The 13537-nt window shown below is 37.8% G+C and carries 12 protein-coding genes; all 12 read right to left on the bottom strand.

Annotation, left to right across the window (positions count from 1 at the left end; genetic code table 11):
* Positions 1-190: 190 nt before the first annotated feature.
* Positions 191-502 carry a hypothetical protein gene (locus ACOEN1_RS08605; RefSeq protein WP_422486480.1) on the bottom strand — a complete coding sequence of 104 codons (312 nt, stop codon included), beginning with the start codon at positions 500-502 and terminating at the stop codon, positions 191-193.
* A 68-nt stretch (positions 503-570) separates the two neighbouring features.
* Positions 571-1617 (bottom strand): SAM-dependent methyltransferase, encoded by a 1047-nt coding sequence (locus ACOEN1_RS08610; protein ID WP_422486481.1) that lies wholly within the window; start codon positions 1615-1617, stop codon positions 571-573.
* Between the two features lie 85 nt (positions 1618-1702).
* Positions 1703-2419 carry a glycerol-3-phosphate acyltransferase gene (locus tag ACOEN1_RS08615; RefSeq protein WP_422486482.1) on the bottom strand — a complete coding sequence of 239 codons (717 nt, stop codon included), beginning with the start codon at positions 2417-2419 and terminating at the stop codon, positions 1703-1705.
* Positions 2419-3294, bottom strand: a complete 876-nt coding sequence (locus ACOEN1_RS08620) for a PEP-utilizing enzyme (RefSeq protein ID WP_422486483.1) — start codon at positions 3292-3294, stop codon at positions 2419-2421. The genes ACOEN1_RS08615 and ACOEN1_RS08620 overlap by 1 nt, the downstream gene beginning before the upstream one ends.
* A gap of 43 nt (positions 3295-3337) precedes the next feature.
* Positions 3338-4768: a PEP/pyruvate-binding domain-containing protein gene (locus ACOEN1_RS08625; RefSeq protein WP_422486484.1), complete on the bottom strand. Its 1431-nt coding sequence runs from the start codon at positions 4766-4768 to the stop codon at positions 3338-3340.
* Positions 4769-4954: 186 nt separating this feature from the next.
* Positions 4955-7654 (bottom strand): cation-translocating P-type ATPase, encoded by a 2700-nt coding sequence (locus tag ACOEN1_RS08630; RefSeq protein ID WP_422486485.1) that lies wholly within the window; start codon positions 7652-7654, stop codon positions 4955-4957.
* Between the two features lie 18 nt (positions 7655-7672).
* The gene (locus ACOEN1_RS08635) at positions 7673-8752 is read right to left on the bottom strand and encodes an AI-2E family transporter (protein ID WP_422486486.1); all 1080 of its coding nucleotides are present in this window, start codon (positions 8750-8752) and stop codon (positions 7673-7675) included.
* A 290-nt stretch (positions 8753-9042) separates the two neighbouring features.
* Positions 9043-9756, bottom strand: coding sequence for an alpha/beta fold hydrolase (locus tag ACOEN1_RS08640; RefSeq protein WP_422486487.1), 714 nt, complete (start codon positions 9754-9756; stop codon positions 9043-9045).
* A gap of 14 nt (positions 9757-9770) precedes the next feature.
* Entirely contained in the window at positions 9771-10214 is a 444-nt protein-coding gene (locus tag ACOEN1_RS08645) for a hypothetical protein (RefSeq protein ID WP_422486488.1), read from the bottom strand.
* Positions 10215-10236: 22 nt separating this feature from the next.
* Positions 10237-11913, bottom strand: coding sequence for a sigma-54 interaction domain-containing protein (locus tag ACOEN1_RS08650; RefSeq protein ID WP_422486489.1), 1677 nt, complete (start codon positions 11911-11913; stop codon positions 10237-10239).
* Positions 11914-12200: 287 nt separating this feature from the next.
* Positions 12201-12605 (bottom strand): GFA family protein, encoded by a 405-nt coding sequence (locus ACOEN1_RS08655; RefSeq protein ID WP_422486490.1) that lies wholly within the window; start codon positions 12603-12605, stop codon positions 12201-12203.
* Positions 12606-12776: 171 nt separating this feature from the next.
* A complete protein-coding gene (locus ACOEN1_RS08660) occupies positions 12777-13391 on the bottom strand; it encodes a hypothetical protein (RefSeq protein WP_422486491.1) in 615 nt (204 codons plus the stop codon).
* Positions 13392-13537 lie beyond the last annotated feature (146 nt).

Raw genomic sequence — 13537 nt, forward strand, 5'->3', positions numbered from 1 at the left:
GCTTTATCCTTAACCAATGAAAGGATACAATAATGTAAATCTGGGCATCTAAACTTTTTGGCTTTTTTGAATAATCGGTTTCAAGTAGGCTTTTCATATACTGATGATAGGAGTTTTATAAGTGCTTAGTGCTGTTTCCAGCAGTTCCTTCAACAGTCTTTCATCCCGAGTCATTTTTTTGTAATGTTCTTTAACTACCCTTGGGAAATCCTTCTCCAGCATTTTTAGGAAAAGATTTAAGCAATGTCATTCCAATCTGTTTAGTAGGTACATCTATTAGGATTAACCTGTCTATAGGATGTTTATTGTAGTTAGCTACCTCTATTGCTATTAGGTTACCTAAGCTGTGGCCTAATAGCAATATTTGACATTTCTTTTCTCTTATTTCTTGGGATATGATTTTTGATGTTTGTTTAATGCTGATGTCATTGGGTGTTTTTGTAAAATCATCTGGGACGGTTTTTTTGATTGTAATAGGTTTACAAATCATCTGGACAATCATCTGGTCTTTGGCTAAAATTTCATCCGCCTACTGTTTTAAGCTTCTATTCAAAAATAAATAAGGCCCTCCTATTGCTTTTTGAATAGATAATGACTAATGTACCACTCATTACCATCATTATATGCAAAAAACTCAGCAGAGGCCATGAAGAATATCCTCCAATAAGACCACCACTTGGTTGCGTTCTCTTTACCCTCGACCCTTTCCATCAAGGGCATAATCCTGTCTTTTCCTTCATCCATCCGTTGAAGCCAAGCCTCCAGTGTTTTCTGGTAATGAATCCCTGAAACTGCCCATTGCATTTCAAGGTAGAAACCTTTTGCAAAATAATGGAGAAGATCCTGGCTGGGCATGGTACCTCCTGAGAAGAAATACTTTGTCATCCAGTCATTGTCATTTCGTACTTCATAGGCATACGGAGTTGTCCTATGGGAAAAAATATGTACAAAAAGCTTCCCTCCTGGAAGTAACCAGTCTGATATTTTCTCCATGAGCTTCTCGTAATTTCTCATGTGCTCAAACATTTCAACAGAAACCACCCTATGAAATCGAAGCTCTGTGGTAAAGGTGTTGATATCCTCCGTTATTACAGTTAGATTTTTAAGGTTTCTTTCCCTCGCTTCATTGTCGATGTATGACTTTTGTGTTGAAGAGTTTGAGACAGCAACAATTTCTGAATTGGGATATCTCTCAGCCATAAATAGGGACAAGGATCCCCAGCCACAGCCCAGATCCAAGATTGATTGACCATCCTTTATCTCTGCCCTTTCACAGGTCAGTCTCAGCATGGCTTCTTCGGAGTCATCCAAATGATTCTTGAGCCTTTGGGTTGGGATGGAGTCTTCCCAGTACCCACAGCTGTATTTCATATTTTTCCCAAGTATCTCTTGAAAAAATTCTGTTGGCTGTTCATAATGCTGCTGGTTTGCATCATCTGTATTTATTGCGATGGTTTGATTTTTCAGGTCTTTAATGTACTCCATAAGGTATTTCTGGTGCTCTTCAATATCATAGGATGTAATTTGCCTTAACCTTGCACCAGTGATGCGTCGAGCACCCCATCTTATTATTGAGTCCGGCAGCAAATTCTTCTCCAACAATGGTTCAAATCTCATCAATAACCTCCCATAATTAATTTATCCTCTAACCACCTAATGTGGATTATACCCAACTCACATACATGTCAAAATGCCTCAAAGATTAAGCTCTAAAGTCCTTATCCTCGAAGGATTCCACTGGATTCCCAGTAGCTGCTGACTTTTTCATCATTGAAAGCACATGCCTGGAGTCTATTACATGACCCTTCCGCTTTAGCTCCCTCAGCTGACTTATCTCAGGCAGCTCCGCCAACAAATACAAAATTGATATGATAATGGCGAAAACAACCTCAGGACTTTGAATGCCCCTCAGGACTGCAAACCATGGTATAGTCAGGAAAATACCACCTATAAAGGCAAGCATGGGTGCAAAACTTCCGATTATCATACCTCCCAAATGAGTTATTATCAAACCCAAGGGACTTATGGCCAGAAGCATACCCATTATGCTGGAATTACCACCACCCCCGGAAAATCGGTGCCATACCGGCCACAGATGCCCAATCAAAACAGCAATGGCAACCACCAGGTGATAGGAAGCTTCAGGAAACATTAAAAGCAAGGATAAAGTCGGCAGAAAGCCTTTCAGTGCATCCAGTAAACTGACCACCATTCCCCACCTGGGACCAAAGGCAATCATCACATTTGTAGCTCCTACAGCATGTGATACAAGCTCAGCCTGCCCATCTGTAGTTGGTGTGCGAATTAAATCTGGAGTCTGTCCAGGTTTCAGCTTGGCAAAAACCAATCGTGCAAAGGATATTGAACCAATCAAATAACCTCCTGCAGCTGTAATCAAATAAGGCCAAAGATTTTCCATTACTCATCACTCTCCCATGTGGACAAGGTTATATCTCCATTATATCCATTGACTGTAATCCTAATTCCATCCTCAAGCTGACAGGCACCTGAAACAGATACTACTGCAGGTATACGGTATTCCCGGGCAACTATGGAGGTATGGGATAATATCCCGCCAGATTCCGACACCACAGCGCCAGCTTTTGCAAATAAGGGAGTCCAGCCCACATCAGCAAAGGGAATAATCAGAACGTCGCCCTCCTGAATTTTCTCAAAATCCTCTATGCCAAGGATTACACGAGCCGGACCTGAATAAGTACCCAGAGATGTTGGAATCCCATGTAATTCGCCATGTACACCCTTCACAACTGGCGGTTGTTCACTACCCAGGATGATTTCAGGTACAACCACTTTACGATAGTATTCAATTTCCTGTCGACGTGATGAAACCAAAGCCTGTTGTGGCTCTGGCTGTTGGGCATCTACCAATTCCACCAGTTCAGACCAGTATAGGAAATAAACATCTTCCTTGTCATCCAGCACCCCTTGCTTAACCAGTTGTTCCCCCAGCTTGGCAAAGCAAGTCCTAAATTGTCCGTACCCATAGGTGTAGAGAGAGCTGATTTTTTCACGATCCACGACAAAACGGCTCGTTCTCCTGAATAGAATACCGGTCAAAATTCGTTTACCCAAAGGAAGCTCCAGATCCTGAAAAAGCTGAGGTTGATGGTTATCATTGTCTATCCTCTGTTGAACAATCATTCGGCGAATTAAGTCAGGGGATTCGCGCCAGGGAATGCTTGAACAATCATTCCCGCTATCACTTAAATGTCCAAAATCCTTTAGGAATTTATCAATATCCTTTTTCAGCAGCTCTTCTTTCTCAGGTTGCAATAAAGCCTTTTCAGCATCGATTTCAAGACCTTCAAAGTATGTCTTATGTAAGGCTTGTAAAGTATGTCTTATGTAAGGCTTGTAAAGTATGCTGGGGGTTGTAAAGAGCGGCCGCTTCTCTAGCTCCCCTAAGTTCCATTAACCGCACATCACAACCATGTTTTCCCAATATGCGTGAGAACAGCCGGTGGTGCATCATAGCCAGCATGGGTACCATTATATTATAGTAGGCCACCTCTCTTGTCTCATCAGAAATCTGTAAAGCAAGCTGCAAACACTCCTTGGAATCAAGCTCATATTCCATACTTATGGCCAGCTTATCATACGCTGGTTTCTTGACCTTCACCAGTCGGTCTAGTCGGTTATTTATTCCAACAAGACTCATGGAAAATGATATGAGTCCCGGCAACCGGTGAATAATTCCGATTCCGGGTTGCATCTTGGGTTTTTCTGGACCATCCTGTTCCAAGCCGTACAATAGCTCCAGAGCCTCAGCTGGCATACCCAGACGCTCAAATGCCTTGCCAAAAATACTCATATTGAAATATGCTCGATAATAATAATGACCGGTAAAGCTGTCAGGATTCCAGGAACGCTCTCCCGTTAACCTAGTAAGAATATCTGCCCAAACCGGGTTGATCAAACTGGTATTTACCGACCAGACAAGTGGCTTAATGATCCCTGGAAGCATTTCACGGGAGATTCGGTTGGAATACACAGGAATATTAAGCCTGGTTATTGGCCGAACTTGTAGGAAATATAACTCTTCACCATCCCATGCCCATTCCAAATCAGCTGGCCTCCCATATAGTTTGGAAATATATGAGGAAAGGCTTACTATTTCTCGTGCCAACAATTCGCTCAACAAACCATTTTCTGGCTTTTGAGACCAATTACCCCATTTGCTTACCCAACGCTCAGGATTCTGATGAGACTCAGCCTGAGATTCTCCCGTGCCAGGACCAGCCTCGATGATGGTTTCTGAAAACCCAGATATTGGATTCTTGGTGAAAACCACACCGGAAAGCAATGGTTGCACCATCTCCTGAATGATAACAGCCATTTTGGGGTTTAGCTCACTGGACATATTATGCTTCCAATATGCTTCAAACTCAGGTGATTCCAGTGAAGACCACACATCGATGATGCAATTAGTAACATTATCTATTCCCTGAACCTGAAGATAACTATTGAAGAGACCTGCACATGAAAACTCCTGAGAATCTTCCACAGAGGCAGATGACCGAACAGCATAACGCCTGTTAGGATCAATTATAGCATCCAGTTCATTACGTATGGAAGTCTGGATTGTATGACTGTCTAGGAGATTGTCCTCATAAGCCGTCCAAGGGATTATCCAGCTATTTGGAACATTAATGCCTTGTCTCAACAAAAAATTAATACTTTCCGCCTTGCTTCCAACATATGGGTTCAACCTTCTTTTTGAGAGTGAATGGACATATTTTTTGGCCAAGCTAATCCCACCTTTCTGGCTTTAGCATCTTGCTATTGGCTATCCATACAAACCTTCGCTGGAATAGATATAATCTATTGTCCATACTCCATTTATACCAAAAAAATCTATTTACAACCCTTAATAATCTTTTGTTCGTTAAAAAAATCAAAAGTAAAAAATCAAAAGGAACCGTCCCTACTGCTTTTACTTCCTTCTATTTTTTATGATCGCGATCACTTGTAGTACTATATTAGGAATTGCTGCCCCCAGTAAAACGTAAACCCACATGCCAAGAGTCAGTGATCTGGTTTGAAGTATGCTCTGTATAATTGGAGTATATATCGCAATCAGTTGAAGTGAAAACGTTAAGGCCAATGCTCCAATTAAATAGGGATTCTTAATGAAAGTCTTGTCATAACCCAATCCGTTTTTCCTTCTGACATTAAATACCTGCAGTAAATGAACCATGGCCAAGGTCATAAATCCTATTGTTCTTGCAACATCTATTTCAAATCCTTTATTCAATGCCAGTAGATATGAAATGGTTGGACCTATTGCAATTACAAGACCTTGAAAACCAATTATAAACTTATATCTGTTTGTAATAATTGATTCCTTGGGATCCCGTGGCTGCTTTTCCATAACCCCTTCTTCTGGTAATTCCCACGCCATAGCCAATGCAGGAAATACACCAGTTACAACATTGAGCCATAGTATTTGAAGTGCAACCAAGGGTACTGGCACTCCAAAAATAATAGACAAAAAGATAAACAGTATTTCACTCAGATTACAGGATAGTAAATAATGAATAAACTTCTGAATATTGTCAAAGATTACACGCCCTTGTCTTACAGCTTCCACGATTGTGCCAAAGCGATCATCCAATAAAATCATATCTGAGGCTTCCTTGGCAACAGCAGTTCCTCGTATTCCCATGGATACCCCTATATCAGCCTTTTTCAATGCCGGTGCATCATTTACGCCATCACCTGTCATTGCAACAACCTGATTCATATTTTTTAATGCGCCTACTATATTCAGCTTATCCTCTGGTGTGACTCGGGCATAAACAGAATTTTGTTTTAGGTTTTCTTCGAGGGACTCCATGGATATATCCTCTAAATCCGAATCTTTTAGCATCTTGTCTTCATTGACCTCAATACCAATACTTTTAGCGATACCTATGGCAGTTTCATGCTGGTCACCTGTTAACATGACAGTTCTTATACCAGCTTTGGATGCAATCTCGATGGATTCTTGAATATCTTCTCTTGGAGGGTCTATCATTCCAACAAAACCAAGAAATATCATTCCCTTTTTAATCTCATCCTCGAGATTTTCATACTTGTCAGATACTTCCTCTTTATAAGCCAGCCCCAATATTCGAAAACTCTCTTTTGCGAGTCTTTCATTTACACTCCTTAATCCTTCCATTTTGTCCTCTGTCAGCCTAATGACATTGTTATCTTCATATAGCTTATCACACATTTCAAGTACTACTTCTGGCGCACCTTTTAAAAATATTCCCCTTCCATTTTCGGGAGTCTCATTGAGTGCAGCCATAAATTTACGCTCGGAGTCAAATGGAATCAGATCAATCCTGGGATATTTTTTTTCCAACTCCTCCTTATGTAAACCTGCTTTTCTTGCACCTACAATCAATGCACCTTCTGTAGGATCTCCAACGATTTCCCATTTACCATCTTCTTTCTCATTAAGCACAGCATCTGAACTAAGTACCCCTGTTTTTAGAAGCAATGATAATCCTTGATCTTTTGTAGGATCCAGCGCATCATTTTCTTCAGTAAAATCTCCCTCAGGCTTATAGCCAGTGCCCGAAATATCAATTACCCTGTCATCCATAATTATTTTCTGTAAAGTCATTTCATTTTCTGTCAATGTACCAGTTTTATCAACACAGAATACTGTGGCAGACCCCAAGGTTTCAACAGCTGGCAAGTTTCTCATTAGTGCTTTTTTCTTTACCATACGATTCATTCCTATAGCTAATGTAATCGTAGCTGCTACAGGAAGACCTTCAGGGACAGCTGCTATTGCAAGTGCTATAGAAGTTTTGAGCATTTGTTCAAGAGGTTCTCCTGATAGATATCCAATAATTGCAACTATTCCTGTTATAATCAAGGTCAAGACAATTAAATATCTTCCTGTCTGTTCTAGCCTCTCTTCCAAAGGAGTAACTTCATCCTCTGTTTCTTTTAGCATTTTTGAAATTTTTCCGATTTCAGCATCATTTCCTGTTGCAGTTACGATAAATTTCCCTTTGCCTTTAAGTGCTGAAGAACCCATAAAAACCATATTCCTACGGTCGCTTATGTGTACTTCCTCCTTACTGTCCGGGAGTTCTGTGTTCTTTTTAACGGGGTCAGATTCGCCTGTAAGCATTGACTCATCAATATCCAGTTCTTCAGCTTCAACAATACGACCATCTGCAGAAATTTGATCTCCTTCTTCTATTGTTACAAGGTCTCCAGGAACCAACTCTGTAGTTGATACATTGAAAATCTCTCCACCTCTTATTACTTTAGCTTCTTCGTGAACTCTCTTCTGCAATGCCTCAATTGATTTTCCTGCCCTGTACTCCATAATCAATCCAAGAATCGCGGTAATCATTATCACAATCAATACTGCAAAACCTTCAACCATTTCACCTATAAAAAAAGAGGCGACAGCTGCAGCAGTCAATAAAAGCATTACAATGCTTTTGAACTGTCGGAAAAACACTTCCCACATGGATATTCCTGCTTCTTCTTCCAACCGATTCTTGCCATATTCTTCTAATCGATCTTCTGCATTCGCAACTTCTAATCCATCATTCTTATCAGTTGAATAAGCATCTTCAATTTCTTCTATTGTACTTAGATAAACCGGTTTTTTTCTTTCCATTAAATTCTCCTCATTACATTATTTCCCATCAACAAGATTATCTTTCTCCTTAGCCTCTTTGAAAATATGTTTAAATATAATCCGAACTGTAGCGTAGAGAGGTATGACAAAAAAAGCTCCCAAAAATCCATACAAGGATATCGCAATTACTACTAGAAAAATAATAAGCATCGGATGTATTTCCAATCGATTTCCCATTATTTTAGGTCTGACTACATTTCCTTCCAGCTGCTGGGTAACAGCAAGTACAAGAATTACCTTAAAAACCATAAACAGGCTGACTGTCCAACCTATAAATATAGCTGGTATTATTCCTATCAATGGCCCTAAAAAAGGGATGATTGAGAAGACCATTGAAAATATTGAAAGAAACAATGCATTGGGTAGTCCGATAATCAGGTAGCCAATATAGGTCAGTACACCCAAGACACCAGCAACCATAAGCTGTCCTGCAAAATAGTTTTGCAGTACTACGTCAATTTCTCGCATAAGACCAACAATTCTTGTCTTATGCCTCTTCGGAACTGCTTCCATAATATTTTTATAGAACAGCTTATCATCTCTCAATAAGAAAAACAAGACAATTGGTATTAGGATAATTACAGCAGAGACGTCAGCAATGTTTGTTATCCATCCAGCAATGTTCTCTCTAAAGGTTTCCAAAACCATCTGGGATAAATCCAATAATCTACTCTCAATATCTTCCAATGAAATATTCCAAAATTTATCCTGCTCAAAAATAGTTTCCAATTTTTGAGGGGCTTCCTTGATATATTCTGATAATGTCGCATAAAAGCTGCCAAATTCACCGCTGATAGCATTTCCTGCAAATAATGAGAAGGCTGCAATCACAGCTATAACCATAAGAAGCACACCGAATACTGCAATGGTTTTATTGAGTTTCTTTTCCACCAAGTAACCCACTAATGGCCTTAGCAGATAATAGAAAAAGCTTGCCAAGAGTATTGGCAGTGCTGTAATCATCAAAATCGTACCTAGAATATCAATAATAAAGCTCAGCTGCCCAACCAAGAATAAAATCGATACTACCAACAGAATCCAGACAGTATATTTAAAATACACATTATCATAGTTCATAACATCACCATTTTACCTTTCCGAAGTTTAATAATTCAACATGTCATTGCCTACTAAATTGTATTTATAGTTTCATCTCTTAACCTCATTATTTATGTTATACCCATAAAATATTTTTTTCCTTAAGATAACTTAAATGAGCTATTGCATGATACAAGTTTCCTGTCCCCGTGTCTTCTTGATAGTAGACAAAACGTCTCTTTTGTTCTCATGCCAGACACAACGTGAAAAGTTCCCCCAATGCTGATTGAGGGAACTTTTAATCTGTACCATTTCTTATTTATAATTCTTTATATCCTAATACATTCTATAAGACCTTTGCTATACACCTCTGGGGCTGTAAACAAGCCTTCGTGATCACAGTCTATTTCTACGATAGAATAATCTCCTAAGGACTTAAACATTCCGATAAATGCACCTGGAGGTACAGATACATCCTTTGTACAATATAATAGTACTTTCGGTATATCTAAAGCTTTAAAACCTTTGGCATCAATAGGTGTTTCCATAATTACTAACGGCTGAGTAACCAGCATATCCATTAGTTCATTAAAGCTTTCTTCACTAGCTTCGGTAGCAAGCATTCCCCTGACAAAGTTGGGATCAATAGGAATAGCACCAGTGCCGCTTTTTATAGCTTCCTCCCTCATAACTGCCTTGATTTCTTCTGGGACAAAATCAAATTGGGATTTCCCATCAGGTAAAATCCAAGCATTATTGAAAATAACTTTCTCAACCTTCTCCTTAGCCTTTGGGATAGCCATTTGCATAACATGTCCAGCACTTGAATGGGCCACGACGATTACTTTTTTCTCTTGCTGATTTAATGTTTTTGCTACATGCTCTACATAGTCCTGGTAGGTTACATCCTTGCTGTCATTTTCTCCATTTCCTGGCAGTGTTAGTGCTTGAACCTCGTACCCCTCTTTTTCAAGGAGCTGTGAAACCTGATCCCAGCACTTCCCATTATGCCAAGCTCCATGAACTAATACAATTTTACTCATTTACATACCTCCTCTTAAATAAATTGATCATTAACTAACAGATATCCTTCCCTTATGAGATTACATATTACTGCTGCACTTTTTTCTTTTTTAAGAAAGTGTTTTTCTGCCAATGCTGCTGTTGTCTTGGCTAAAGTGTGAATAAATTCTTTTTTATTAGCCTCTGAAACCCATAAGGTAATAATCATAATATCAGTGTTTCTTCCTATAAACACATCAGTATCCTCATGATAGTCCACAATAACGTTTATTCTTTCAATTGGAATACCCATTATCTTAGATAGCTGATAGGAAAAATTTTTGAGATTTACTTGATGCTCTACCTTACCTGTTTGAATATGAATACAAGGCATAAAATCCCCTCCGACAACTATACTATTGCAAGTTTCTTGCCAATATATTATTTGTAATCTACTAGCATTATCAAGGATTTCAGCTATCTCTATGGAAAAAAGCAAAAAGAGGAGATGTAAAATTTATTTACATCTCCTCTTTTTGTAAAGTTTGTTTACTATCTGTTCCCCTTGATTTTCCGATTTTTTTATATAATGTAGGACGTGATATCCCCAGCCTTGCTGCAGTGCTGGACATATTATAGCCTTCCTCCCTAAGCACCCTATCTATAATAACCTCTTCTGCTATTTTCAGTAAGTTTTTCTCCTTTGGAAGTGATTCACTGAAAACTTCATTAAAATCTTTCTTTAGCTTTGCTATTGTATAGCATTCTTTTATACTGGAGGATAGAACTGATTCATCTATTATACCACCTTCTGAAAGTACCAATGATCGCTCGATAACATTTATCAGTTCTCTAACATTTCCTGGCCAGTGATATGCTTGTAGGTGCTCGTAAAAATCTTCTTCTATACTCCTTACTTTGATATTGTATTTATCAGAAACTGCTTTTATATAATAATCTATTATTGGTTTAATATCTTGCTTTCTATCTCTTAGAGGTAGAATCTTTAATTGAATAACGTTAATTCTATAATACAAATCCTCTCTAAAAAAACCTTTTTCTATTTCTTCCTCCAGGTCCTTTTTTGATGCTGAAATCAGCCTTATATCTATAGGAATCGGCTTGAATCCTCCAATTCTTGTGATGGAGGATGAAGATAATGCTCTTAGAATTTTTACTTGAAATGATAAAGACATACTTTCAACTTCATCTAAAAACAATGTTCCTCCTGATGCATATTCCAATAGCCCTTTTTTTCCACTTTTTGTAGCCCCTGCAAATGCTCCTGTCTCATAACCAAATAACTCACTTTCAATTAAATCTGCAGGAATAGCACCACAATTAATAGCTACAAAAGGTTTGTTTTTCCTCTTGCTCTCATTGTGTATGGCTTGTGCAAAAATCTCTTTTCCACTGCCGCTCTCACCATAAATCAATACTGATGAATCTACTGTTGCTGCTCTTTTTGCCAATTTTTTAACTTGTGAGATGGATTCTGATTGCCCTAAAATATCATCAAAAGTAAAAACAGCTTCTGTAGTTCCAATTGGCTGAATTCTATTATCCTCTTGGTGTTTTTCTATTTTTCTTGAATCCATCCTTTTTAATATCAATGTTTCATAAAGCCTTGCCAAACTATAGATAATATTTAAAGTATCGTTATTTACCGACATATGTACAAAAGATGCATTTATGGTTCCTGCAATTTTGTTTTCTTTATTGTAGAACGGTGCGGCCACACAGCTGAATTCATGAAAGATGTATTTATAATGATCTGGTCCTACTACCATAAATGGTTTATTCTCTAATAATGCTAGGCAGGTAGAGTTTGTCCCAATTTTTTCTTCCGAAGCCTCTAAAAAATAGCCGATTTCAGGATGTAGATCATCATAGCGTTCATCATAATTCACTATATATTTAAGCTTTGCATACTTATCATATATACTGATATTAAGCCCTAGGTTTCCTACGATACTGCAAAACTCTTTATACCCATTTTCCTTGTATTCTGGAAGATATTTTAAAACATATTTACTTTTTTCTTGTGGATCCATTAAAAGACTTAAATCAAAATCATAAAGAGAGACATTTTGCTTTTTACAGCGCCGCCACGAGTTTAAAATATCCTTTTTTATTAGGTTTTGATTAAAATCTATTCCTTGAACAAAAGAATCCCATGCCTTACCATATTCCTTCAAAACCATCCCCCCTTTTCCTTCACCTATATTCATTATACAAATAAAAGCATAGGGTGTAAAATATTTTTACATCCTATGCTTATCTTTTGCTTACATCGTAAGCAGGGTTACAGTTTCAACGTCTTGTATCACCTTACTCTTATACAATTTAACAAATTAGCGTCTACAAGGGGAAATAATTATTTCCTATCCCCCCCCATTAAACCAAAGTGTCAGTTTTTATTGATAACCTCTTATTAATAGTTGTCAAAACACATACACGATTATAAAGAATAACGATTATTATTTTATCCATTTGGGAGTTCTTCAAACTTTGGTACTTTCTCAAGCTCGGTATCCCAGTTCGCTTTGCTTGCATAATAGATATGTCCTTGCGGCTTAATTTTTATATAACTGTCAATACTTCCTGCAGGAACAACCAGCAATTTCCCATCCATTTGAATATTTGGCAAAGCTGATCCACAATTAGTACAAAAACTTTTTATGTGCCCTTCTCCACGAAAATTAAAGATTTTAGATTTTTCTTTACCAGACAGCCATCTTAACTTGGCTGTAGAAGAAAATAGATTGGCTGCATGAGCTGAGCCGGTATCTTTGCGACATCGCCCACAATGACAAAGATAAAAGTTATCAAAATCTCCTTCTATTTCGAAAGTGACTTCACCACAAAGGCATGATCCTAAATATTTCATAAACACCTCTCCCTTCCTAATAATTTATTGCATCATTCTAGTTCACTGATATTTAAAGTGTTTAGTAGTTTTTCTTATGCTAAATTGTTTAATAAAAAATATTGCGTCACCACATAACCTTTATATAATTTAACAAATGGCAGTGGCTATGCTACGATAGCCTATAATGTGTTATTTGACTTTACGAAATAAATAGTTTTCAGCTGTCAGCTTATACTTCAGTCCTTTCATCTTCTCTTTAACTTTTACTAAATCAACATTTTTACTTCTTGGTAATACAAAATAATCATCCAGCTTGGTATCGATGATTCTATTATTCTTACCGATTACTCCAATGAATTTAAAATCATCATCAAATCTAGATAAAGTGGCATCTCCATGACTATCATTGCACAGCAAAATGCCACCCGTATTTAAATGCTTTTTCGTTTCTTGCCCAACAAAGCCTGCATATTGAGAAATTATCAAATCAACAGGTTCAACATCTAATTCCCCTGTATAGTCTTGACCTATGAAAACTATGTCACAAGGCTTCTCATACTCTTTATTATCAGCGATATATTTTTTTATCATTTCAACGTTCTTAAAGAAATTAATCGCCCCTTTGAAGTTATCAACATAAATTACCTTAGGTATAACCAAAGATGGTGCAATATCAATATGGCTTCCTGGATACAGAGCACTTGCTATGCCATACCTCCTAGCAACTATTCTGTATAGTTCTGTTCTATTACCTATCTTGTCACGATATTCATAATATTCCTCAATGAAACTTCCACTTTTCACTACACTACACCTCGCATTTCATATTGATAATTCTGCATATTCTCTAATGTCTTCCACTCTTATCTTAATTGAGAATCTTGCATAATTGCTTTTCAAGCTAAAATAAACAAAAACACTTTAATAAGCATCCGTGATGTTTTAGCTTA

It is taken from the genome of Gudongella sp. DL1XJH-153 (assembly GCF_049310905.1).
Taxonomy (GTDB): domain Bacteria; phylum Bacillota; class Clostridia; order Tissierellales; family Tissierellaceae; genus Gudongella.